The sequence below is a fragment of the Celeribacter halophilus genome (genome assembly GCF_018860305.1).
Classification (GTDB): Bacteria; Pseudomonadota; Alphaproteobacteria; order Rhodobacterales; family Rhodobacteraceae; genus Celeribacter; species Celeribacter halophilus_A.
Window position 1 is genome coordinate 256,819 of the sequence record NZ_JAHKPE010000013.1, and the last position, 24,312, is coordinate 281,130.

Here is a 24,312-nt window from a genome sequence, read left to right on the forward strand (position 1 = left end):
GTGCGAAGGAGCGAAACCTTTAATCTCGCCATGAATAAAGGAAAAAAGACATGGCCCTGTCCGTTGAAAACGACTTCGCCGCGCCGAAGACACTGTCGCTGATTTGCGAGGGGCTTTTTGACGACCCGTTCGCTGTTCTAGGGCCGCATAAAAAGGGGCGGCTGCGCTATGTGACCGCCTTTGATCCCGGAGCCGAGGAAATGACCGCAATCTCGGGTGGCAAACGCTTTCCGCTGGCCGCTGTGAGTGGTTATCCCGGCGTGTTTCATGGCAAGGTTGCGGGGACAAAGCCCTATCTTCTGGAGGGACGTCTGGCGGACACAACGTGGCAAGTTGAGGACGCTTACCGTTTCGGCCCCGTTCTGGGCGAGATTGACGAATACCTTTTGGGCGAGGGCACGCATCACCATATCTGGCGGGCATTGGGTGCGCATGTGATGACCCATGAGGGCGTCGCGGGCACGCATTTCGCGGTCTGGGCTCCCAATGCGCGGCGGGTCTCTGTGGTGGGGGATTTCAACGCATGGGACGGGCGGCGTCATGTCATGCGTCGGCGCGGCGCCACAGGCGTCTGGGAAGTTTTCATGCCCGGCGTGTCCGACGGCACGGCCTATAAATACGAGGTGATCGGTGCCTATGGCGAGGCGCGTCTCAAGGCAGACCCGGTGGGCTTTGGCAGCGAGCACCCGCCGGAAACCGCGTCCATCGTGCGCGATATTTCCGGCTATGGCTGGTCGGATACCGACTGGATCGAGACCCGCGCCGTGGCGCAAGCCCGTGACAAGCCGATCTCGATCTATGAGGTGCAGCTAGGCTCGTGGCGACACAAACCGGATGCCAGCGGCGGGACACGCCCGATCTCTTACAAAGAGGCCGCGGTTGAGTTGGTGGGCTATGCGAAAGACATGGGGTTTACCCATATCGAGCTGATGCCGATTTCCGAATATCCCTTCGACGGCTCTTGGGGCTATCAGCCGGTGGGTCTGTTTGCGCCGACGATCCGCTTCGGCCCGCCGCACGAGTTCCGCGATCTGGTGAATGCGGCCCATGAGGCGGGGCTGGGGCTTCTCATCGACTGGGTGCCGGGGCATTTCCCGACCGACAGTCACGGGCTGGCCCAGTTCGATGGCACGGCGCTTTATGAACATGCCGATCCGCGCGAGGGCTTCCATCAGGACTGGAACACGCTGATCTACAATTACGGTCGCCACGAAGTCGCAAATTTCCTGACCTCCAACGCCCTGTATTGGTTCGAAGAATATCACATCGACGGGCTGCGCGTGGATGCGGTGGCCTCGATGATCTACCGCGACTATTCGCGCGAGGAGGGCCAGTGGATCCCCAACTCCCAAGGCGGGCGCGAGAATTTCGAAGCCATCTCCATGCTCCAGACCATGAACACGCTCAGCTATGGCGAGGTGCCGGGTATCATGACCGTGGCCGAGGAAAGCACCGCCTATCCGGGGGTCTCCGCGCCGGTGGATACGGGCGGGCTTGGCTTCGGCTTCAAGTGGAACATGGGCTGGATGAACGACACGCTCGATTACATGTCGCACACGCCGGTGCATCGCAAATATCACCACCACCAGATGACCTTCGGCCTGCACTATGCCTTCTCGGAAAATTTCATCCTGCCGATCAGCCATGACGAAGTGGTGCATGGCAAGAAATCCATGCTCTCGAAAATGCCGGGGAATGAATGGGAGAAATTCGCCAACCTGCGGGCCTATTACGGCTTTATGTGGGGCCATCCGGGCAAGAAACTTCTGTTCATGGGGCAGGAGTTCGGCCAGTGGCACGAATGGAACCACGAGGCGGAGATCGACTGGGCCTGTCTCGACTATCACATGCACGAGGGCGTGCAGAACCTCGTGCGCGACCTGAACCGGCTCTACTACGCCACGCCTGCGCTTCACGCCAAGGATTGCGAGCCGGAGGGTTTCCAGTGGATCGAGGCCAATGATGCCGAAGCCTCCGTCTACGCATGGGTGCGGCGCGGCGGGCCGGAGGATGCGGAAGCGGTCGTGGTCTGCAACTTCACCCCTGTGGAGCGGACGGGCTACAGGCTCGGCTTCCCCTCCGAGGGAAAGTGGGTCGAGGCGCTCAACAGCGATGCGGCCTGCTACGGCGGCAGTGGGTGCGGCAATATGGGACAGGTAGAAGCGGTGAGCGGCACTTGGCAGGGGCAACCTGCACAAGCCACACTGACCTTGCCGCCGCTGTCCACTTTGATTTTCATTCGGGAGAGGACGTGAGCCGCACAGGCCGCACGAGAGGGAGAATAAGATGCCATATTCCAGAAACAGACTGTCTGGCCGCACCGTTGCTTTCGTTCTCGCAGGCGGGCGTGGTTCGCGGCTCAAGGAATTGACCAACGGTCGGGTGAAACCGGCGGTCTATTTCGGGGGCAAGAACCGGATCGTCGATTTCGCGCTCTCCAACGCGCTCAACTCCGGCATTCGCAAAATGGCGATTGCGACCCAGTATAAGGCACATTCTCTCATCCGCCACATCCAGCGCGGCTGGACCTTTTTCCGCGCCGAGCGCAACGAGTTCCTCGACATTCTGCCCGCCTCGCAACGCTATGAGGAAAGCACATGGTATCGCGGCACGGCGGATGCGGTGGCGCAGAACATCGACATTATCGACAGCTATGATGTCGACTATATCCTGATCCTTGCGGGCGATCACATCTACAAGATGGATTACGAGATCATGGTCCGTCAGCATGTGGAAACCGGCGCCGATGTCACCGTCGGCTGCCTCACCGTTGATCGCAAGGAGGCCACGGCCTTTGGCGTGATGGGGGTGGATGCCACCGACCGGATCACCTCGTTTCTCGAAAAGCCCGCCGATCCGCCCGCCATTCCCGACAATCCGAACAAATCGCTCGCCTCTATGGGCATCTATGTTTTCAACTGGAAATTCCTGCGCGAACGTCTTCTGGCCGATATGGAAGACCCGAATTCCAGCCATGATTTCGGCAATGATCTGATCCCCGAGATCGTCTCCAAAGGCAAGGCGCAGGCCCATCGCTTTACCGAAAGCTGCGTGCGCCATCCCGAAGCACCCGCCTATTGGCGCGATGTGGGGACGATTGACGCCTATTGGAAGGCCAATATCGATCTGACGGATTTCACGCCGGAGCTGGACCTGTGGGACCGTGACTGGCCGATCTGGACCTATTCGGAGAACACGCCACCGGCCAAATTCATCCATGACCGTCCCGACCGGCGCGGCTCTGCGGTGAGTTCCATGGTGTCGGGCGGCTGTATCATTTCGGGGACGGAAATCCGCGAAAGCCTGTTGTTCACCCATGTGAAGACCAATTCCTATTCCTCGTTGGAGGGGGCTGTGGTCCTGCCCAACGCCTATATCGCGCGGCATTGCCAGCTCAAGAACGTGGTGATCGACCGCGGGGTGCATATCCCCGAGGGGCTTGTCGTCGGGCAGGACCCCGAGGTGGACGCCCGCTGGTTCAGCGTCTCGCCCGGAGGGATCACGCTGATCACACAGGACATGATTGATGCGAGGGCGAGGGGCTTATGACACAGGTTCTGTCTGTCGCGTCCGAATGTGTGCCCTTGGTGAAAACCGGCGGTCTGGCCGATGTGGCAGGGGCCTTGCCCGCAGCACTGGCGCCGCTGGGTGTGGAGATGCGCACGCTGCTGCCCGGTTATCGCGCGGTGCTGGAGGCCCAGCCGGAGGCCGAGACAGTGTTCGAGATCTGGGATCTTTTCGGCGGCTTTGCCCGTATCCGGCGCGGCCATCTTGGCGCGCAGGTGCTCTATATCCTCGACGCGCCGCATCTTTACGACCGTGACGGCACGCCCTACCTCGCCCCCGATGGCCATGACTGGGCGGACAATGCGGAGCGTTTTGCCGCGCTCTCTCTGGCCGCCGCGATGATCGCCGCGCACGGGATCGAGGACTGGTTTCCGGACGTGATCCATATGCATGACTGGCAGGCGGGGCTGACCCCGATCTATCTGCGCGAACTGGGCGCGGCCGAGCGGGTCAAGACGTTGATGACCATTCACAACGTCGCGTTTCAGGGCTGTTTCCCCGCACAGATGATCTCCACGCTGGGCCTGCCGCCGCAGGGGTTTACCATGAGCGGCTATGAATATTGGGGGCAAATCTCGACGCTGAAAGCGGGGATTATGACCGCGACCAAGGTCACGACCGTCTCTCCGACCTATGCGCGCGAGCTGATGGATGGCGCGTTTGGCATGGGGATGGAGGGGGTGCTGGCCTCTCGGGGGGCGGATTTCTCCGGCATTCTCAACGGCATCGATGAAGAGGTCTGGTCGCCGCCCTATAGATCGCCCGAAGGCAAGGTGGCATTCAAGGCCGCGCTGCGCGAGGAGATGGGCCTGCCGGACAGTGACGGGCCTTTGTGCGTTGTGATCTCGCGGCTCACCGGTCAGAAAGGCTTTGATCTGTTGCTCGAAGCCTTGCCCTCGCTTCTGGAACAGGGCGGGCAACTGGCGCTTCTCGGCTCTGGCGAAGGGCATTTCGAGAGCGCCTTTCGCGAGGCCGCGCTCAAACACGCCGGTGTTTCCGTGCGGATCGGCTATGACGAGGCTTTCGCCCGCCGCCTGATCGAAGGGGGGGACGCAATCCTTGTGCCCTCGCGCTTTGAACCCTGCGGGCTGACACAGCTCTACGGGCTGCGCTTTGGCACGATCCCTGTGGTCTCGCTTACCGGCGGGCTGGCCGATACGGTGATCAACGCCAATCCGGCGGCGCTGGCGCAAGGCGTGGCGACTGGCTTGCAATTCTATCCGCTGACCACAGAGGCGCTGACGCAGGCTTTGATCCGGCTGTGCGATCTCTACCGCCAGCGTGAGGTCTGGACGCAGATGATGACCAACGCCATGGCCCAGCCCGTGGGATGGGATACCTCGGCCAAGGCCTATGCCGCGCTGTTCGCGCAGATGGTGGCCGAGGATGAAACAGAGGGCAATCGCGCATGACCTCGCTGACGATCCTTGCCGGAGACTCCGCGCCGCTTGGTGCGACATGTGACGGAGAGGGCGTCAATTTCGCGGTGTTCTCCGAACATGCACAGCGGATTTCGGTCTGTCTCTTTTCGCCGGACGGGCAGACGGAAACCCACCGGCTCGACCTGCCGGAGCGTGATGGCGATGTCTGGCACGGCTATGTGCCGGGGCTGCGTCCGGGGCAGATGTATGGCCTGCGCGCCGACGGTCCCTATGCGCCGCTGGAGGGCCACCGTTTCAACTACAACAAACTTCTGCTCGACCCCTATGCCAAACGCCTGACCCGTGATTTCGTCTGGCATGATGCGCTGATGGGCTACAAGGTCGGGGATGCGCAGGGGGATCTCTCCTTTGATCCGCGCGACAACGCCCGCTACATGCCGCGCTGTGTGGTGGAGGACGGGCTGTTCGCGTGGGGGCGCGACAAGCCGCCGCGCACGCCGACCTCTAAAACGGTGATTTACGAAGCTCATGTCAAAGGGCTGACGCAGCTGCACCCCGATGTGCAGCAGAAGGGCACATTCCTCGGCCTTGCTTCAGATGCGATCCTCGACCATCTGGTGAATCTCGGTATCACCGCCATCGAGCTTTTGCCCGCACAGGCCTTTCTCAATGACCGGTTTCTGGTGGAAAAGGGGCTGGTGAATTACTGGGGCTATCAGACCATCGGCTTTTTCGCCCCCGATCCGCGCTATCTCGCCCATGACCAGATCGCTGAATTCCAGCACATGGTCGCGCGGCTGCATTCCGCAGGGATCGAGGTGATCATGGATGTGGTCTACAACCACACGGGCGAGGGCAACGAGATGGGGCCGACCCTGTCCTTCCGTGGTCTCGACAACCGCAGCTATTACCGCCTCGCCGACAATCCGCGCCACTACATCAACGACACGGGTACCGGCAACACGCTCAACATCGATCACCCGATGGTGCTGCGTATGGTGCTCGACAGTCTGCGCTACTGGGTCGAGGAAATGCATGTGGACGGGTTCCGCTTTGATCTTTGCGCCAGCTTGGGCCGCACCCCCACAGGGTTTGATCGCGGTGCGAGCTTTTTCGATGCGATCCGGCAAGACCCCGTGCTGACCCGCGTGAAACTCATTGCCGAACCTTGGGACATCGGTCCCGGCGGCTACCGTGTCGGGGCTTTCCCTCCGCCGTTTCTTGAATGGAACGACAAGTTCCGTGATGGGATACGCCGTTTCTGGCGCGGAGATGCGGGGCATGTGGCGGTGCTGGCCGACCGGATCACCGGATCGGCGCTGCAATTCGACCATTCGGGACGGCCCGCCACCACCTCGGTCAATTTCGTCACCGCCCATGACGGGTTCACCCTGATGGATCTGGTCAGCTACACGCAGAAACACAATGCGGCCAATGGCGAGGGCAATCGCGACGGGCACAATGACAATGCTTCCGACAATATGGGCGTCGAGGGGCCGACCGATGATCCGGAGATCTTGCGTGCACGGGCGCAACGGCGGCGCAACCTGCTGGCCACGGTGCTGTTCTCGCAAGGCACGCCGATGCTTCTGGCCGGTGACGAGTTGGGCAACAGCCAGCAGGGCAACAACAACGCCTACTGTCAGGACAACGAGATCGGCTGGATCGACTGGTCGTCCTATGACGCGGATTTTCTCGACTTCACCCGCCGCCTGATTGCCTTTCGCCACGAACACCCGATCCTGCGCCAGAAACGGTTTCTCCATTCGCGCGAACGGATCGTCGACGGGATCGAAGACCTGTTCTGGTGGCGTGCGGACGGGCGGCCGATGCAGGATCAGGACTGGGGCAGGCCGGAACTCAAAACGCTCTGTGTCGAGATGCGGATTGCCTCGGGCACGCCGGTCTATGCCCAACGCGAAGAGGCTTTATTCCTGATCTTCAACCGTGGTCACGATGTGGAGGTCAAGCTGCCGGACTGTGCCGAAGGGCGGCGCTGGCGGCTCTGGATCGATACGGGACGGCCCGAGATTGATGGCAAACAGATCACCCTTCCCACGGTCTTTGCCGGTCGGGAAACCACATTGGCACTGGTGCTGGAGGCCTATAATGAGTGACGCCCGTCTGGAGCTTGCCTATGCGCGCGGCATTCATGCCAGCTATCACGACCAGATGGGCGTCTATCACGAAACCGGTGTCGAGACCGCCGTGGCGCTTCTGGGCGCTCTGGGGATTCCGGCGCAGACGGAGGAGGAAGCCCGCGCCCATCTTGCGGCGGGGGATGCCGATCTGCCGTGGGACATTGTGTTCGAGGCGGGCACGCAGCCTTGGGTCGACATCGGCGGCGCGTCGTGGCGGCTGACCCGCGAGGACGGGGTCGAGGCCGAGGGGCAGGGGGTGGAGAGCCTGCCTGTTCTGCCCTTGGGCATCCATCGCCTCGTGGCCGATCTGCCGCACGGGCCGCAGCGCATGACGCTTCTGGCCGCGCCGAAGACCATTCCCATGCCCGCGCGGGCATGGGGCATGACTGTGCCGCTCTACGCGCTCTCGGAGACGGGCATCGGCGCCTATGACGATCTTTTGCCGCTGATCGACGCCTTGGGCGCGCGCGGCGGCAGTTTTCTCGGCATGAATCCGGTCCATGCGGGTTTTCCCACCGATCCGGGTCTGTTCAGCCCCTATACGCCCTCGCATCGCAGACGCCTGAACGTGCTGCATTTGCAGACCGCGGGCGGCACAGACGGGCCTTTGGTCTCCTATGAAACAGACGGGCCGGAGCGGCGCGAGATGCTGCGGGCGGAGTTCAAGGCCAGCTCGCCACCCAAAGCCTTTGCTGATTATGTGACCGCCGAGGGCCGCTCTCTGGAGACCTTCGCCCTGCATCAGGCTTTGTCAGAACGGTACGGGCCGTTCTGGTCCGGCTGGCCGGAGGTCTATCAGCACCCTGATAGCCCCGCCTGTGCCGCCGCGCGTGCGGAATTGCGCGAAGAGATCGCCTTTCACAGCTGGCTCCAGTGGCGCGCCGAAACCGCTCTGACCGAGGCGCAGAAGGCGGCCAAGGCGGCAGGGATGCGCCACGGGCTCTACGTCGATCTCGCCGTGGGCACACATCCGCACGGGGCGGAAACTTGGGAGGATCGCGAGAGCTTTGCCTTCGGAGCCGCCTTGGGCGCGCCACCGGATGCCTTTTCGGCCGAGGGGCAGAACTGGGGCCTTGCGCCGTTCAACCCCATCGCGCTGCGGGACAAGGCCTATGCGCCCTTGGCGGAGACCTTTGCGCGTCAGCTACGGGTCTCCGGTATGCTGCGGATCGACCATATTCTCGGGTTCGAACGCACCTTCTGGGTGCCACAGGATGCGCCGGGCACCTATGTCACCATGCCACGCGACTCGATGCTCGCCGTGGCGCGGATCGAGGCGGCGCGGGGCAATGGCGGAGAGGGCGGGATCATCATTGGCGAGGATCTTGGCAACATCCCCGACGGGTTGAGTGGCGCACTGGCGGGCTCCGGCGTGCTGGGCTGTCGCGTGGCAATGTTCGAGCGCTGGAACTGGGATGATCCGGAATTCAAACCCGCAGAGGTCTATGACGCGGCAGCGATTGCCTCGTTCTCCACCCATGACCTGCCGACGTGGCAGGGCTGGCGGCAAGGGGCGGACATTGCGGCGCGGCTGCAAGCGGGCGGGATCGAACCGGATCAGGCCGCGCAGGAACAGGTCCACCGCCGCCGTGAGACCACAGCTTTCGATCGGCTTTTGCCCGCCACAGATCAGGATGCGCTGCATATGTTTCTGGCCCGCACCCCCTCGCGACTTGTCGCGGTGCAAGCGGAGGTAATTCTTGATATGGTAGAGCAACAGAATCTGCCGGGCACGACCAGCGAATACCCGAATTGGCGGCTGCGACTGCCGGGCGGGGCGCGGGCCTTGGCCCGTCACGAGAAACTCGAACGTGTGGCCGAGATCATGCGCAAAAATGACCGATAAACGAGAGGAACAACACGTTATGACCCGATATGTGGTTGCCACGACTCCGATTGATGGCCAGAAACCCGGCACTTCCGGTCTGCGCAAGAAGACGCCTGTGTTCATGCAGCCGCATTATCTCGAGAATTTCGTGCAGGCGGTTTTCAACGGCACAGGCGGGGCCGAGGGCAAGACCTATGTGCTGGGCGGGGACGGGCGCTATTTCAACGACCGCGCGGCGCAGGTGATCTTGCGTATGGCGGCGGCCAACGGGGCGAAAAAGGTCATCGTCGGGCAAAATGCGCTGCTCTCCACACCGGCGGCCTCCAACCTCATTCGCAGACGCCAGACCGATGGCGGGATCATCATGTCCGCCTCGCACAATCCGGGTGGTCCGACCGAGGATTTCGGCGTCAAGTTCAACACCGCAAATGGCGGCCCCGCGCCGGAAGCGGTTACAGAGGCCATTTTCGAACAGACGAAAACCCTGAGCGAATATGCCATCTGCGAGGCGCAGGATGTGGACCTGTCGAAACTGGGCGTGACCACGCTGTTCGGCATGGAGATCGAAGTGGTCGATCCTGTGGTCGATTACCATCTCATGATGGAGGAGATTTTCGATTTCGAGGCGATCCGTGACCTGTTTGCCTCCGGCTTCACCATGCGCTTTGACGCGATGCATGCCGTGACCGGCCCCTATGCCAAAGCCATTCTGGAAGGCTCTCTGGGTGCGCCGGAAGGTTCCGTGGTCAATGCGGTGCCGTCACCGGATTTTGGCGGCGGGCATCCCGATCCGAATCCGATCTGGGCGAAGCCGCTGATGGATCTGATGTTCTCTTGCGATGCGCCGGATTTCGGCGCGGCGTCGGACGGGGACGGGGACCGCAACATGATTGTAGGCCGCCACACCTATGTGACGCCGTCTGACAGCCTCGCGGTTCTGGCGGCCAATGCGACCCTTGTTCCGGGCTATAAGGACGGGCTCAAAGGCGTGGCGCGCTCCATGCCGACCTCGCGCGCACTTGACCGCGTGGCCGAGTCGCTGGGCATTCCCTGTTATGAGACGCCCACCGGCTGGAAATTCTTTGGCAATCTTCTGGATGCAGGGCGCGCAACGCTCTGTGGCGAGGAAAGCGCGGGCACGGGCTCGGACCATGTGCGCGAAAAAGACGGGCTGTGGGCGGTTCTGTTTTGGCTCAATGTTCTGGCCGTGCGTCAGCAAAGCGTGGCGGAGGTCATGGCCGAGCATTGGGCGAAATTCGGACGCAACTACTATTCGCGCCACGATTTCGAAGCGGTGGACAGTGATGCGGCAAACGGGCTGATGGAGGCGCTGCGCAACCGTCTGCCGAACCAGCCGGGCCGTGTGGTCGAAGGCATGACCATCGAGGCTGCCGACGAGTTTGCCTATGACGATCCGGTGGATGGATCGCGTTCCGAGCATCAAGGCATCCGGATCATGTTCAAGGACGGGGGCCGCATCGTGTTCCGTCTGTCCGGCACAGGCACAGAGGGTGCGACGCTCAGGGTCTATCTCGAAAAGGTGGAAACCAATGTGGCCGCGCTTCAGGACAACCCGCAGAACGCTTTGTCGGGGATTATTGCGGCGGCGGAAAAGCTGGCGGAAATCCGTTTGCGCACCGGTCGCGATGCGCCGGATGTGATCACCTGAGTTGGTCAGAAACAGACAATGAAAAAGGCCGGGCGATTGCCCGGCCTTTTGCTTTTCTAGGGTCTGCCTGACGGATCAGGCCGCGGCTTTCTTGCGCGAGCCGAAGAGTTTGAAGACGATCACAAAGAACAGCGGCACAAAGAGAATGCCGAACACCGTCCCTGTGATGGTCCCGCCAAGCACTGCCGCGCCCACGGCCATCCGGCCACCGGCACCCGCGCCGGAAGACAGCACCAGAGGCACAACCCCCAAGGAAAACGCCATCGAGGTCATGACGATCGGACGGAACCGCTGTTTCGCCGCCGTCAGAACCGCTTCGGCAAGATCCTTGCCTGCCTCGACCTGTTCGCGGGCGAATTCGACGATCAGGATGGCGTTCTTGCCGGTCAGACCGATCACGGTCAGAAGGCCGACCTGAAAGAACACACCGTTCTGGAAGCCGAAGTGCCATGCGGTGAACAGTGTCCCCAGAACCCCGACCGGCATGGCGAGCATGACGGAGAAGGGGATCGCCCAGCTTTCATAGAGCGCTGCGAGACAGAAGAAAATCGCCGCCAGTGAGAGCAGATAGAGCATCGGCGCTTGCGAGCCGCTTTCGCGTTCTTCCAGCGACAGCCCCGTCCACGCGACCGCATAGCCGCCGGGGATCTGTTCGACGAGTTTTTCGATCTCCGCCATGGCTTCACCGGTGGACACGCCCGGCGCGGGGGAGCCCTGAATCTGCATCGAGGGTGTGCCGTTGTAGCGGCTGAGACCCTGCGGGCCGTAGACCCAGCGTTCGGTGGTGAAGTTGGAGAAGGGCACCAGCTCGCCCGAAGAGTTGCGCACGCGCCATTTCTGCAAGTCGGTCGGAGTGGCCCGCGCATCGGCATCGCCTTGGACATAGACGCGTTTGGTGCGGCCGTTGTCGTTGAAGTCGTTGACGTAAGTCCCCGCCATGGCAATCGCCAGCGTGTTGCCGACTTCGGAGGGTGAAACCCCCATCGCACCGGCGGCGCGCCAGTCGATGTCGAGTTTGAACTGGCTCGCATCCTCAAGACCGGACGGGCGCACAGAGGCGATGAGCGGGCTTTGCGAGGCCATGCCCAACAGCATATTGCGCGCTTCGAGCAGCTGCTCGTGGCTTTGACCACCCAGTGCTTGCAGGTAGAAGTCAAAGCCTGAGACGTTGCCCAGTTCGATCACCGCAGGCGGCACGATGGGGAAGGCCATAGCCTCCTGAATGCCCATCATCGCCGGAAAGGCGCGCCCTGCGATGGCCTGCACGGATTGCGCGGGCGAGGGGCGCTCTTCCCAGTCCTTCATGCGGACAAAGGCCAGACCGTTGTTCTGCCCCACACCGGAGAAGGAAAAGCCGACCACGGAGAAGACCGAGTCTACATTGTCGCTTTCTGCGGAGAGGAAGTAGTCGCGGATCTGGTCTGCTGCGGCCTGCGTGTTTTCGGTTGTGGAGCCTGACGGACCCTGAATGAGCGCCATCATGATGCCCTGATCTTCGTCCGGCAGAAAACCCGTGGGCGTCTGCATGAACAGCCAGACGATGCCGCCACCCATCAGGGCGTAGACCATGAACATGCGCAGGGGACGGCGGATGATATAGCCGACCGTGCCGCCATAGCCGCCGGAGAGCTTTTCAAACAGGGTGTTGAACCAGCCGAAGGGGCCACGACGCTCGTGATGGACATCCTTGCCGCGCAGAAGCGTGGCACAGAGCGCAGGGGTGAGAGTGAGTGCCACCAGCACGGAGAGCATCATCGCGGAGACGATGGTGATCGAGAACTGGCGATAGATCACACCGGTGGAGCCACCGAAAAAGGCCATCGGCACGAACACGGCGGAGAGCACAAGCGCGATCCCGATGAGCGCGCCGGTGATCTGCCCCATGGATTTCTTGGTGGCCTCGCGGGGGCCGAGCCCTTCTTCTTCCATGATCCGTTCGACGTTTTCCACCACCACGATGGCGTCATCCACGAGAAGACCAATGGCCAGCACCATCGCGAGCATGGTGAGCACGTTGATGGTAAAGCCGAAGGCGGCCAAGATGCCGAAGGTGCCGAGCAGCACCACAGGCACCGCGAGCGTCGGGATAAGCGTCGCACGCAGGTTTTGCAGGAAGAGCAACATGACGAAGAACACCAGAACGATGGCCTCCATCAGGGTCTTTTGCACTTCGTGGATCGAGATTTCGATAAAGGGCGTGGTGTCGTAGGGGATCACATAGGTCATGCCCTCGGGGAAATACTCGGCATAGTCCTCAATCAACGCGCGAACGCGTTTCGAGGTGTCGAGCGCATTGGCACCGGGAGCAAGCTGGATCGCCATCCCCGAGGCCGGTTTGCCGTTATACTGCGCCACCGCCAGGTAGTTTTCCGCACCGATCTCGACGCGGGCCACATCTTCGAGCAGGACCAGCCCGCCGTTCTGTTCGGAGCGCAGGATGATGTTGCGGAAGTCTTCCGGCGTTTCCAACAGCGATTGCGCGGTGATCGTGGCGGTGAGCGCCTGACCTTCCGGCGCCGGACGGGAGCCGAAAGAGCCCGCAGAAATCTGGGCGTTATAGCCGGAAATGGCGTTCACCACATCCGAAGGCGTCATGTCGAAAGCCGCAAGTTTCGACGGGTCGAGCCAGACGCGCATGGCGTATTTCGCCCCGAACACCTGTGTGCCGCCGACCCCTTCGACGCGGCTGAACGCATCCACGAGGTTGGAGTTGAGATAATCGGCAAGGTCGGCCTGATCCATGCTGCCGTCTTCGGAGATCACCCCGATCACCATGAGGAAGCCGGCGGAGGATTTCTCCACCGTCACCCCCTGCCGCTGTACCGCTTCGGGCAGGAGCGCCGTGGCCTGTGCCAGTTTGTTTTGCACCTGCACCTGCGCGATGTCCGGATCCGTGCCCGTCTCGAAGGTCAGCGTGATCGAGGCCGATCCCGATGAGGTCGAAGACGACGACATATACCGCATCCCGTCCAGACCGGTCATCTGCTGTTCGATGATCTGGGTCACGGTATTGGCCACCGTATCCGCAGAGGCCCCCGGATAGTTCGCATTGATGCTGACGGAGGGCGGGGCAATCTGTGGATATTGCGCCACGGGGAGGGTGAAGATCGACAACAGGCCGATCCCCATGATCATGATGGAAATCACCCAGGCAAAGACCGGGCGGTCAATAAAAAAGCGCGCCATGAAAGGTCCTTTCGCGGATCAGTTGTTCGAGGCGGCGGCATCATCCGCGCTCTCGGGGGAGGTCTGTTCCTGCGGGGCCACGGTGGCCCCCGGTGCGGCTTTCTGCAATCCGGCCACGATCACGCGGTCGCCTGCGGAGACACCTTCGGTAACCACCCACATGTCGTCCTGATCGCTGACCACGTTGAGGATGCTTTGCTCCACCACGTTTTCGTCATTGACGACCAGAGCCATCGGGCGTCCGCGACGGTCGCGGCTGACGGCCTCTTGCGGCACCAGCACGGCATCGGGCACGACCCCTTGGGGCATTTCCACCTGCACATACATGCCGGGCAACAGGAAGTGGTCGGGATTGGGGAAGGACAGGCGCAGCACGGTTGTGCCGGTGTCCTCATGCACATAGGGTTCGCCTGCGGAGAGTTCGCCCTTGTATTCGTAAGGCTCGCCATCGGAAAGCGTCAGCGACACGCTCTCGTCAAAGCTGGCCTCCGGCCCCGTGGCCGCATTGGTCCGGCGCCAGCGCAGCATGTCTGCGGCGGCTTGGGTCACATCCACATAGACCGGATCAAGCGCGCGGATCGTGGTCAGGGCACTGGCCTGACCGGAGGTGACCAAGGCCCCTTGGGTGATTTCGCTCAACCCCGTGACGCCGGAGATCGGCGCGCGGATTGTTGTGCGTTCCAGATCAATTTCGGCAGAGAGCAGATTGGCTTCGGCCACTTTGACCGCTGCGGCGGCGGAATCGCGTGCGGCAACGGCGCTGTCGAGATCCTGCTGCGAGGTCACGTTACGGGCGCGCAGCTGTTCCTGACGCTCGTAGTCGATTTCTGCCGATTTCAGCGCGGCTTTGGCCTGCGCAAGGCTGGCCTCTGCGACAGCTTTCTGCGCCTCATAAGTCGCAGCATCAATCTGGTAGAGCGGGTCGCCCTTTTGCACAGGTGTGCCTTCCTTGAACAGGCGCTCCTGAATAATGCCGCTGACCTGCGGGCGCACCTCGGCCTCCGAAGAGGCGGCCACACGGCCGGGCAAGGGGGCCGACAGGGTGATGTCCTTGGCCTCCAGCGTGACCACGGTCACAGGGCTGGGCGGCGGACCATCCTGTGCAAATGCAGAGGCCGATGCGGTCAGGCTTAGAGCAAGAATGGGCAAGGCCCGACGAAGGGAGGGGAAATAGGGGCTGTGCATGTAGGTCTCCGACGAAAATAACCCGATCCTTGCGGGTCGGGGGGAGGAATGCGGGTGTGGCACCCGACAGGTTTCGCGACTTCTCATTTATGTTGGGCGTCTTTTACAACGGCATATACGAAGTTTGCTTGAAATTCGATTAAAGAAACTGGATAGTTTTGTAAAGCGCGTGTATGCGGTGCGGGATGTGCGACATTGCTCAGTGGTTGTGGGGAGGTGCAGATGGCTAAATATCAGGCAGAGCAGCCGGAAGACTGCTGTCCGGCGCGGCGGCGTGGACGTCCGGTGCAGATGGATCACGATGCCCGCGAGGCAGCGATTCTCGATGCAGCCCATGAGTTGATGATGGAGCAGGGCTTTGACCGTGTCACCATGGCGGGCATCGCGCGGCGTGCAGGCATGTCGAAACGCACACTTTACGAATATTTCGACGGGCAGGAGGCTTTGCTGGGGCAGGTGATCGCCCGCCTGAGCGCCAGTTTCTTCAGGCCTTTGCCCGCAGAAGATGCTGACAAGCCTCTCGCGGAACGGCTGCGTTTTCTGCTGACCTTCAACAAGCCGCATGGCACCGACCAGCAAAAGCGGGAATTTATGCGGACCATCATTGCGCGGGCACAAACCTATCCGACCTTGGCGCGGGAACTCGTTCAGAACGGGCATGAACGGATCGTCGGCTATGTGCTTGTGGAACTTCGGCGCGAGATCGCGGCGGGACGCTTGCGTTTGACCGAGGATCGGGCAGCCCTTGCGGCGAAGATTCTCGTGTCGATGGTGTTTGAAGACCCGATACCCTGTCTTCTGGACGCCGGACGTCCGGAGGCCACGCCGGAACAACGGGCCGAGCGCCGCGACTTGGCGATCTCCCTGTTTCTGAACGGCTGCTCTGTTTGAAATTCGGGCATGAGCGCCTAAAGAATGTGCGCCTACGATGCTCGTCATGTGGAAAACCTCGGAAATCCGGCGCCGCCCCCGTGCAACATCCCGCGCAATGACTAGGGTCGCAGGGGAATAACGGAGGCAAGACATGGGCAGCTATCATTGCCAGCTTGGAGGCGAGATGTTCCGCTTTGCGGGGCTGGCCGAGGTCATGGCCAAAGCCACGCCTGCACGCTCAGGGGATGCTCTGGCGGGGCTGATCGCCGAAAGCGATGTGGAACGTGTCGCGGCGCAGATGGTGCTGGCCGATCTGCCGCTCAAAGCCTTTCTCGAAGAGCTTCTGGTCCCCTATGAGACAGACGAGGTCACGCGGCTTATCGTGGACAGCCATGATGCCACGGCCTTTGCGCCCGTGTCCCATATGACCGTCGGGCAGTTCCGCGACTGGCTCTTGTCGGATGCCGCAGATGCCGCCACGCTCACAGCACTCGCCCCCGGTCTCATGCCGGAGATGGCCGCCGCAGTTAGCAAGCTCATGCGCAACCGCGACCTGATCGCCGTGGCGCGCAAGATCACCGTGATCACCGCCTTTCGTTCGACGCTTGGCCTTGCGGGGCGGATCGGCTCGCGTCTGCAACCCAACCATCCGGCGGATGATCTCAAGGGCATTGTCGCCTCGACACTGGATGGTCTGTCCTATGCGGTGGGCGATGCGGTGATCGGGATCAATCCGGCGACCGACAACATCCCCACGGCGATGACGCTTCTGTCCATGCTCGACGACCTGCGGTCGCGCTACGACATTCCGACGCAAAGCTGTGTGCTGACCCATGTCACCAATTCCATCGAGATCATCGAGCGCGGTGCGCCTCTGGATCTGGTGTTTCAATCCGTGGCGGGCACGCAGGCGGCCAATGACGGGTTCGGCGTGACGCTCTCCATGCTCAAGGAAGCCCATGAGGCCGCGCTTTCGCTCAAGCGGGGCACGGTGGGTTCCAATGTGATGTATTTCGAGACGGGGCAGGGATCGGCCCTGTCCTCTGACGCCCATCACGGCATCGACCAACAGACCCTTGAGGCCCGCGCCTATGCGGTCTGTCGCGCTTTTGATCCGCTGATCGTCAACACGGTGGTCGGATTTATCGGGCCGGAATATCTCTATGACGGCAAGGGGATCATCCGCGCGGGGCTGGAAGATGTGTTCTGTGGCAAGCTCCTCGGCCTGCCGATGGGCTGTGACGTGTGCTACACCAACCATGCCGAGGCCGATCAGAATGACATGGATGTGCTGATGACGCTTTTGGCCAATGCGCGTGCGCAATTCCTCATCGGGGTGCCCGGTGCCGATGACATCATGCTGAATTATCAAAGCCTGTCCTTCCACGACATCGCCTATCTGCGCAATTCTCTGGGCCTCAAGGCCGCGCCGGAGTTCGAGGCATGGCTCACGGGCATGGGGCTTGTGAGTGAGAGCGGACAGCTTCTGGACAATGGTCAGGCCAGTGCGTGCCTGCTGGAGGCCGCCCCATGAGTGATGTGGCGAAAGACAAATGGGCGGCCTTGCGTCAGGCGACACCGGCGCGGATCGCGCTCGGGCGGTCAGGGGCAGGGCTGCCGACACGGGCCAATCTGGAGTTCCAGTTCGCCCATGCCCGCGCTCGCGATGCGGTCCATTCGGGGCTTGATTTGGACGCGCTGGAGGCGGAGCTTGCGCCGCTGGAGGTGATCCGCGTGGCCTCTGCCGCGCCGGATCGGGCCAGCTATCTGCGCCGTCCCGATCTGGGGCGGAAACTGGCTGAGGGCGAGGCGGAGAAACTCAACGCCAGACCGGTCTGCGACGTGGCGTTTGTGATCGCGGACGGGCTGTCTTCCGCTGCGGTGCAGGCCCATGCCGCCGCCGTGACCCATGCCGCCCGCGCCCGACTTGAGGGGCTGAGCCTTGGACCTGTTGTGATCGCCTCGCAAGCGCGGGTCGCCATCGGGGACGAGATCGGCGCAGCCTTGGGCGCGCGTCTGGTGGTGCTTCTGGTCGGTGAACGCCCCGGCCTGACCGTGGCAGACAGTCTGGGTGCCTATCTGACCTATGATCCGAAACCCGGCACCAAAGACAGCCAGCGCAACTGCCTCTCGAACATCCACGGCCAAGGCGGAATGAGCTATGAGCAGGCCGCCGGAAAGATTGCATGGCTCACCCGCGCTGCTCTTGAACGCAAGCTGACCGGCACAGGGCTCAAGGAAGAAAGCGGTGCGCTGGATGTGGAAAATGCCCCGCTGATCGACGGGGCATAATCCGAATTATATCAAACCATTGATCGTCAGAATTAAAGTGATTTTTCAACCATTGTAAGGCTGTTGTCCACCGCATCCAGAATACGGTCGATGTCGTCCTCTTTCGAGATCAAGGCGGGCGAGAAACACAGCGTGTTGTTGAAGCCCGGCAGGGAGCGCATGGTCGCGCCGATGATGACTCCCTGCTTGTCGCACTCGCCCAGAACCGCCTGCACGAGTTTCTCGGAGAGCGGCTCCTTGGTCTCGCGATCTGCCACAAGTTCCGCGCCGCAGAACAGGCCGACCCCGCGCGTGTCACCAATCAGCGGGTGCTTGTCCATCAAAGCCACAAGACCGTCCTGAAGGCGCTTGCCCATAACCTTGGTGTTGTCCAGAAGGCCTTCTTCCTCGATGATCGCCACGTTCTCGATGGCCGCAGCCGGTCCGGCAGTGCAGCCGCCAAAGGTGGAAATGTCGCGGAAGTAGTTGAGAGGATCGTCGGCATTGTCCTTGAACATTCCAAAGACCTCGTCCGTGGTCAGCATCACCGCGATCGCGGCATAGCCGGAGGCGACCCCCTTGGCCGTGGTCACGAAGTCCGGCTTGATGCCGTAGTTCTGGTAGCCGAACCACTCGCCCGTGCGCCCCATGCCGCAGACCACCTCGTCGATATGCAGCAGGATGTCATATTTCGTGCAGATTTCCTGCACCTTCTCCCAATAGCCTTTCGGCGGCACGATCACGCCACCGCCCGCAGTCACGGGCTCAAGGCACAGCGCGCCGACCGTGTCCGGCCCTTCGCGCAGGATCACCTCTTCGATGGCCTCTGCGGCACGCTCGCCGTAATTCTCCACATCCCACTGTTTGCGATACTCAAGGCAATGCGGAACCTCGACGAAATCGGGGACGAAGGGGCCGTAATGCTGGGCGCGTTGCTTCTGGCCGCAGGCCGAAAGCGTGGCGATGGTCGTGCCGTGATAATCGCGCTCGCGGTAGAGGATTTTCGATTTCTTGCCGCCATAGCGCTGCGCCGAAATCTGGCGCACCATTTTAAAAACCTTTTCATTGGCTTCAGAGCCGGAGTTGCAGTAATACATACGGCTCAATCCGGGGGTTTTCGCGGTGAGAATTTCCGAGAATTGCGCCGCGGGAATCGAGCCGGCAGAGCCTGCGAAATAGTTCATCTTGATCAGCTGGTCACGCACCGCATTGGCAATGCGTTCACGCCCGTAGCCGACATTGACGGTCCAGACCCCGCCGGAGACGGCATCAAGAAATTCCTTGCCGTTCTGATCCCAGACCGACATGCCCTTGCCCTCGACAATGATGCGCGGGTCGCGGCTATCCAGAAGCTGGTGTTGGAACATGTGGTGCCAGACATGGGCGCGGTCGGCCTCGACGATGGCGGAGAGATCATTATCGTGCATAGGGGGATTCCTTCTTTGATCATCCCGATCAAATCATGGGTTTCGGGGGAGGTGTTAGAGCCAGTGAAAGACAAATATCAGTCCAGTTCAAGACGGGAAAATATCTGGACTCATTCTTTGATTTCTCTGGCACCTTTGCGGCGCGATAATTTCCGGCGAGGAAAAGGGCATGACAGATTCATTCACCCCTCCCGCCGATCCGCAGGCCGCGATTGCGGCCTATCGCAACCTTAACCTCGTAGGCGGTCGCCATGTGCCCGTCTCCGCCAGCCTTGATGTCCTCAACCCTGCCACAGGCGCGGTTCTGGGGCAGGCTGCTGCCTCAACTGCGGCCGAGACCGATGCGGCTGTGCGTGCTGCCAAGGCCGCCGGTCCCGCATGGGCCGCGATCCCTGCGCGTGAGCGTGGCAAGGCCGTCGCCGCCGGTGGTCGTGCCCTGTTGGAGCATTTCGAAATCGTTGCGCAGGTTCTGGCGCGCGAGACAGGCAAGGCCATCCGCACCGAGTGCCGTGGCGAAGTGAAAACCTCCGCAGATATTCTGGAATTCTACGGCGGGCTCGGCTCCGAGTTGAAGGGCGAAACCATCCCGTTCAACCCGCGCATGTTGACCATGACCACGCGCGAACCGCTTGGCGTTGTGGCGGCGATCCTGCCGTGGAACGTGCCGCTGGTGCTGATGATGCTCAAAATCGCCCCCGCGCTTGTGGCGGGCAACACTGTGGTGGTGAAAGCCTCCGAAGAAGCCCCCTTTGCGACCTATCTGGCGGCTGAAATCCTGATGCAGCACCTGCCGGACGGTGTGCTCAATGTCATCAACGGCACAGGGGCCGATTGTGGCGCGGCGCTGACCTCGCACGCGGATGTGGCCAAGATCACCTTCACCGGCTCCGAAGCCGTGGGGGAGACGGTCTATAAATCGGGGGCCGAGCGCATCGTGCCTGTGTCTTTGGAACTGGGCGGCAAAAGCCCGATGATTGTGTGCGACGATGCCAGCCTTGAGAAATCCGTGGCCGGTGCCATTTCGGGGATGCGGTTTACCCGTCAGGGGCAAAGCTGCACCGCGTCGTCGCGGATTTATGTGCATGAAAGCCTCTATGACGCCTTCCTTGCGGCACTGCGGGCGGAGCTGGACACGCTCAAGATCGGTGATCCGTTGGATGAGGCGACCGATATCGGCACGATTATCAATGCCAAACAGGCCGCTGTTGTCGCGGGCTATGTGGCGCAGGCCGAGGCCACGCCGGGGGCGACCGTAATCCGTTGTGGTGCGGTCCCCGAGGGCACAGAGCTTTCGCCTGATCTCTTTGCCTTGCCGACGCTCTTGCTCGACCTGCCGGAAGATCACCCCTGTGTGCAAAACGAGATTTTCGGCCCTGTGGCGGTCATTCAGAAATGGAGCGATTACGAGGATGTGATTGCGCGGGCCAATGACAGCCGTTACGGGCTGGCCGCGACCGTGTGGACCGAAAACCTGTCCCGTGCGCTTGACGCCACATCGCGTCTGAATGCGGGCTATGTGCAGGTGAACCAGAACCTCACCATCCAGCCCAATGTCTCCTACGGCGGGTTCGGGCGTTCGGGACTTGGCAAGGAAGCCTCTCTGGAGGCAATGCTGGCGCATTTCACCCGCTCGAAAACCATCGTCATCGCGATGGACTAAGACCTTCCCGTCCCCTGTGTGTCAGGGGGCGGGGCACTCTGTCGGTTTTGGCGGGCGTTTGGCTCTCGGGAACCGGTCGGGGCGGTTTGGCAGTATATGGTAGGCTGCCCGATACATATCCGACAGAAGTCCGACACAAGTCCGACGCGGTGAAACCGTCGGGATCAGAGACCCCGCACCGAGGCGATTGCCGCTTTCAACTCCGCAATCCCCGGTGCGATTTTTGCCAGATCAATCGCCCCGAACCCCAGTCGAAGCCGGTTACGCGGAGCGTCGGCACGCAGGTAATGCGGTGTGCCATCCTCGACCAGAACGCCGCGGGTTTCCGCCTCCGCCTTGACCGCAGCGGCTTCGACCCCTTCGGGCAGGCTGACCCAGACACCGGAGCCGCCGGTGGTCATGGTGGCTTCGCAATCGGGCAGGTTGCGGTCGATTTCTCGCAACATTTCCCGCCACTTGTCCGCCATGCTGCGGCGGTGGCGGCGGATGTGGGCGTCGTAATGGCCTTCGGAGAGAAACAGCGCCATCGCCCGTTGTGCCAGTGCCGAGGGGTGGCGATACATCAGACGCCGCAGGTGGCGCAATTCATGGATCACCGCGCGATCTGCGGCCACAAAGCCAAGCCGGATGCCCGGAAACAGCGGCTTGGTAAGCGAGCCCACATGGATCACCCGTCCCGTGCCGTCGAGCGCCTTGAGCGTCGGATGCTGTGCGCCGACAAAGTTCAACTCATGCTCGTAATCGTCTTCGAGGATCAGAAAATCGTAATCCGAAGCCGCCTGTAACATCGCCAGCCGCCGTTCCATCGGCATGGTGATATTTGTCGGGCTTTGATGCCCCGGCGTCAGATAGACCATATCGGCATGGGCCAGATTTTGATCGGGTTTCATGCCCTTGCGGTCCACAGGCACGGGAACGATCCGCGCGCCTTGTGCGGCGAAAATATTGCGGGCATCGACATAGCCGGGGTCTTCAATATGGATTTCGCGCTCCGGTGACAGAAACAGATTGGCGATCATCCAGATTGCATTTTGCGCCCCTACGGTGATCAAAAGCTCGTCGGCGTCGGCGCGAAACCCGCGCTGGGGCAGAACACGGCGCGAGATTTGTTCGAGCAACAGCGGATCGTCGCTGTCCACCAGATCGTCCGCCCATGTGCCCACATGACGCGAGGTGCCTGCACGGCGCAGGCAATCACGCCAGCGCGCCACAGAGGTCTCGTCGCGCCCGACCTGACCGTAGATGAACGGATAGGGAAAGCGCCGCCAGTCGCTGCGTTTGTCGATATTGGGCAAGGCGGTGAAGCGGTGCGGCAGGAACCGGTCGAAGTCCGGCACGGTGCCTGTCCCGATCTTGCGGCGCGGCGGGGCGACATTGAGCTTTTCGCGCACGAAATTCTCGTCGATGAAATAGCCGCGCCTCGGTTTGGCGGTGATGAACCCGTCCTGATGCAGGCGCTCGTAGACAATCGAGATCGTGTTGCGCGACACGTTGAGCGCCGTGGCAAAGGCGCGCGAGGAGGGCAGAGGATCGACCGGTGAAACCGCACCGTCGAGAATGGCCTGAATGAGGCGTTCCTGAATCTGGTGCTGGAGCGAGGCGCTTTGGTCGAAAGGCTGCTCGAAATAACGGTCCAGCATGTGTCTGTGTCCTGTCGTCTGGGCGTTGGAACGGTCTATCGCAATGGTATGAACCAAATCTTTCGAAGCCGCACGGATATGGGCAAAGTCCTGGCTCAAGCGCCACTCTATTGTGCAGCGAAGAAGACCACAGAGCGAAACCCCCTTTGGCACCATAGATTACACGGTCTGGCTCTAAATTCAGCAAAATTTGTCCCCCTAGGCTTTTTCGTGAGCGGTTTCGGGCATGAGGGCATCCCTTATGGACCGGCCGCCGCATAAAAACACAAAGGTTCACGGGGAGTGACATGACAAAACTCAAATTCACCACAGCAGGCGTCGGACGTCGCGGGTTTCTCAAAGGATCGGCCACAGTGCTGGGCGGTCTGGCGGCTCCGGCCCTGGTCAGCCGTGGGGCGCTGGCCTCTTCGGGCGAGATCAACGTGATGATGTGGTCCGACTATCTGCCGGAAAGTTTCGTGACGGCATTCGAAGGGTCCACAGGGATCAAACTCAACTTCACCGGCATCGGGTCGAACGACGAGATCATTAACAAGCTCAAGGCCACGGGCGGCGAAGGGTTCGATCTCGTGTCCCCGACCGTTAACCGCAACCTGCTTTGGGCCGAGCTTGGTCTGTTGCAGCCGTTCGATATGTCGAAAATCGCCATTGAAAAGGTCAATCCGGCGATGGCGCTTGGGGAGAAACACTGGAACTTTGAAGGCAAGGGCACCTTCTGGGTGCCGCATATCTGGGGCACCGAAGGGGTCGCATGGCGCACCGATATGTTCACACCGGCGGGCGAGTTCCCGTCCTATTACGACATCTGGGATGATGCCAATGCGGGCAAGACCATGGGCCGCGGGCACTCCATGCTTCTGGGCCTCGGGCTTGGCATGGAACGTCTTGGCATGTTGGAGCCGGGTTCCATCTGGGCGGCATATGAAAGCCCCGAGAAAATGACCGAAGTCTGGACGAAGGTCGTCGATCACGCGATTGAAAAGAAAGGCAATATCAAGCTGATCTGGAACGATGCGGATGCGCAGAAAAACGGTCTGTTGAACGAAGGCGTCATCGTCGGCCAGACGTGGGACGGCCCGCCGATTGCGCTCAAGAACGAAGGCGAGCCGGTGATGTATCGTGCGCCGGTCGAAGGCGCTATGGCGTGGGTTGACGGGATGTCCATGCCCACAGGCGCCAAGAACATCGACCAGATCTATGCCTTTATCGACGCCTGCTACAATCCGGAATGGGCGGGTGAAGCGATCAAGACCCACGGCTACAACTCGCCGGTTCTGGGCGCGGATGCCTATGGTGGCGAAATCTATGCCAAGAACTTTGCCGATGCCTATCCGGGGGATGCGCTGGCGAACCTGAACGCATGGCCTGCGGAAGCTCCGTGGTATTCGGAAATGCGCTCCGAATTCACCAACAAGTTCCTCTCCGCATAAAGCACGTTTTCGGGACCTCGCGCCTCTTCGGGGTGCGGGGTCTTTTCCGATGC

At 61.5% G+C, this 24,312-nt stretch carries 15 protein-coding genes; 11 read left to right on the forward strand and 4 right to left on the reverse strand.

The window, feature by feature from the left end:
* Positions 1-50: 50 nt before the first annotated feature.
* Genes glgB through KO492_RS02915 form a run of 6 tightly spaced genes read left to right on the forward strand, consistent with a single transcriptional unit; the run spans position 51 to position 10,587 of the window.
* Complete coding sequence (gene glgB, locus KO492_RS02890) at positions 51-2,255, forward strand: 1,4-alpha-glucan branching protein GlgB (protein ID WP_216043587.1); 2,205 nt, start codon at positions 51-53, stop codon at positions 2,253-2,255.
* 31 nt (positions 2,256-2,286) lie between these two features.
* Positions 2,287-3,549: a glucose-1-phosphate adenylyltransferase gene (gene glgC / locus KO492_RS02895; protein WP_216043588.1), complete on the forward strand. Its 1,263-nt coding sequence runs from the start codon at positions 2,287-2,289 to the stop codon at positions 3,547-3,549.
* Positions 3,546-4,979 carry a glycogen synthase GlgA gene (glgA, locus tag KO492_RS02900; RefSeq protein WP_216043589.1) on the forward strand — a complete coding sequence of 478 codons (1,434 nt, stop codon included), beginning with the start codon at positions 3,546-3,548 and terminating at the stop codon, positions 4,977-4,979. Before glgC ends, glgA begins: the two co-directional genes overlap by 4 nt.
* Positions 4,976-7,066 (forward strand): glycogen debranching protein GlgX, encoded by a 2,091-nt coding sequence (gene glgX / locus KO492_RS02905; RefSeq protein ID WP_216043590.1) that lies wholly within the window; start codon positions 4,976-4,978, stop codon positions 7,064-7,066. The genes glgA and glgX overlap by 4 nt, the downstream gene beginning before the upstream one ends.
* On the forward strand, positions 7,059-8,936 hold the full coding sequence (gene malQ / locus KO492_RS02910) for a 4-alpha-glucanotransferase (RefSeq protein WP_216043591.1): 1,878 nt from the start codon (positions 7,059-7,061) through the stop codon (positions 8,934-8,936). The genes glgX and malQ overlap by 8 nt, the downstream gene beginning before the upstream one ends.
* A 19-nt stretch (positions 8,937-8,955) precedes the next feature.
* On the forward strand, positions 8,956-10,587 hold the full coding sequence (locus KO492_RS02915) for an alpha-D-glucose phosphate-specific phosphoglucomutase (RefSeq protein WP_216043592.1): 1,632 nt from the start codon (positions 8,956-8,958) through the stop codon (positions 10,585-10,587).
* Positions 10,588-10,662: 75 nt separating this feature from the next.
* Here the strand turns inward: KO492_RS02915 and KO492_RS02920 are convergent, their stop codons facing one another.
* Positions 10,663-13,773 carry an efflux RND transporter permease subunit gene (locus KO492_RS02920; protein ID WP_216043593.1) on the reverse strand — a complete coding sequence of 1,037 codons (3,111 nt, stop codon included), beginning with the start codon at positions 13,771-13,773 and terminating at the stop codon, positions 10,663-10,665.
* Positions 13,774-13,791: 18 nt separating this feature from the next.
* Positions 13,792-14,958 carry an efflux RND transporter periplasmic adaptor subunit gene (locus KO492_RS02925; RefSeq protein WP_216043594.1) on the reverse strand — a complete coding sequence of 389 codons (1,167 nt, stop codon included), beginning with the start codon at positions 14,956-14,958 and terminating at the stop codon, positions 13,792-13,794.
* Between the two features lie 222 nt (positions 14,959-15,180).
* Here KO492_RS02925 and KO492_RS02930 point away from each other — a divergent pair, with 222 nt between their 5' ends.
* The 3 genes from KO492_RS02930 (at position 15,181) to eutC (ending at position 18,123) form a co-directional block, all read left to right on the forward strand.
* Complete coding sequence (locus KO492_RS02930) at positions 15,181-15,849, forward strand: TetR/AcrR family transcriptional regulator (RefSeq protein ID WP_216043595.1); 669 nt, start codon at positions 15,181-15,183, stop codon at positions 15,847-15,849.
* A 133-nt stretch (positions 15,850-15,982) separates the two neighbouring features.
* Positions 15,983-17,365 (forward strand): ethanolamine ammonia-lyase subunit EutB, encoded by a 1,383-nt coding sequence (locus KO492_RS02935; RefSeq protein ID WP_216043596.1) that lies wholly within the window; start codon positions 15,983-15,985, stop codon positions 17,363-17,365.
* Positions 17,362-18,123 (forward strand): ethanolamine ammonia-lyase subunit EutC, encoded by a 762-nt coding sequence (gene eutC / locus KO492_RS02940; protein ID WP_216043597.1) that lies wholly within the window; start codon positions 17,362-17,364, stop codon positions 18,121-18,123. Before KO492_RS02935 ends, eutC begins: the two co-directional genes overlap by 4 nt.
* 32 nt (positions 18,124-18,155) lie before the next feature.
* On the opposite strand, the gene KO492_RS02945 is transcribed toward eutC, so the two are convergent.
* Positions 18,156-19,529 (reverse strand): aminotransferase family protein, encoded by a 1,374-nt coding sequence (locus tag KO492_RS02945; RefSeq protein WP_216043598.1) that lies wholly within the window; start codon positions 19,527-19,529, stop codon positions 18,156-18,158.
* Positions 19,530-19,698: 169 nt separating this feature from the next.
* On the opposite strand from KO492_RS02945, the gene KO492_RS02950 reads away from it, so the two are divergent.
* The gene (locus KO492_RS02950) at positions 19,699-21,189 is read left to right on the forward strand and encodes an aldehyde dehydrogenase family protein (protein ID WP_216043599.1); all 1,491 of its coding nucleotides are present in this window, start codon (positions 19,699-19,701) and stop codon (positions 21,187-21,189) included.
* A gap of 164 nt (positions 21,190-21,353) precedes the next feature.
* Here the strand turns inward: KO492_RS02950 and KO492_RS02955 are convergent, their stop codons facing one another.
* Entirely contained in the window at positions 21,354-22,829 is a 1,476-nt protein-coding gene (locus KO492_RS02955; RefSeq protein WP_216043600.1) for a PLP-dependent aminotransferase family protein, read from the reverse strand.
* 287 nt (positions 22,830-23,116) lie between these two features.
* Here KO492_RS02955 and KO492_RS02960 point away from each other — a divergent pair, with 287 nt between their 5' ends.
* Complete coding sequence (locus KO492_RS02960) at positions 23,117-24,259, forward strand: extracellular solute-binding protein (protein WP_252735186.1); 1,143 nt, start codon at positions 23,117-23,119, stop codon at positions 24,257-24,259.
* Positions 24,260-24,312 lie beyond the last annotated feature (53 nt).

Bases quoted from the DNA above. Each gene is read 5' to 3' on its own strand.
- glgB (WP_216043587.1), top strand. From the start codon at position 51: ATGGCCCTGTCCGTTGAAAACGACTTCGCCGCGCCGAAGACACTGTCG.
- glgC (WP_216043588.1), top strand. From the start codon at position 2,287: ATGCCATATTCCAGAAACAGACTGTCTGGCCGCACCGTTGCTTTCGTT.
- glgA (WP_216043589.1), top strand. From the start codon at position 3,546: ATGACACAGGTTCTGTCTGTCGCGTCCGAATGTGTGCCCTTGGTGAAA.
- glgX (WP_216043590.1), top strand. From the start codon at position 4,976: ATGACCTCGCTGACGATCCTTGCCGGAGACTCCGCGCCGCTTGGTGCG.
- malQ (WP_216043591.1), top strand. From the start codon at position 7,059: ATGAGTGACGCCCGTCTGGAGCTTGCCTATGCGCGCGGCATTCATGCC.
- KO492_RS02915 (WP_216043592.1), top strand. From the start codon at position 8,956: ATGACCCGATATGTGGTTGCCACGACTCCGATTGATGGCCAGAAACCC.
- KO492_RS02920 (WP_216043593.1), bottom strand. From the start codon at position 13,773: ATGGCGCGCTTTTTTATTGACCGCCCGGTCTTTGCCTGGGTGATTTCC.
- KO492_RS02925 (WP_216043594.1), bottom strand. From the start codon at position 14,958: ATGCACAGCCCCTATTTCCCCTCCCTTCGTCGGGCCTTGCCCATTCTT.
- KO492_RS02930 (WP_216043595.1), top strand. From the start codon at position 15,181: ATGGCTAAATATCAGGCAGAGCAGCCGGAAGACTGCTGTCCGGCGCGG.
- KO492_RS02935 (WP_216043596.1), top strand. From the start codon at position 15,983: ATGGGCAGCTATCATTGCCAGCTTGGAGGCGAGATGTTCCGCTTTGCG.
- eutC (WP_216043597.1), top strand. From the start codon at position 17,362: ATGAGTGATGTGGCGAAAGACAAATGGGCGGCCTTGCGTCAGGCGACA.
- KO492_RS02945 (WP_216043598.1), bottom strand. From the start codon at position 19,529: ATGCACGATAATGATCTCTCCGCCATCGTCGAGGCCGACCGCGCCCAT.
- KO492_RS02950 (WP_216043599.1), top strand. From the start codon at position 19,699: ATGACAGATTCATTCACCCCTCCCGCCGATCCGCAGGCCGCGATTGCG.
- KO492_RS02955 (WP_216043600.1), bottom strand. From the start codon at position 22,829: ATGCTGGACCGTTATTTCGAGCAGCCTTTCGACCAAAGCGCCTCGCTC.
- KO492_RS02960 (WP_252735186.1), top strand. From the start codon at position 23,117: ATGACAAAACTCAAATTCACCACAGCAGGCGTCGGACGTCGCGGGTTT.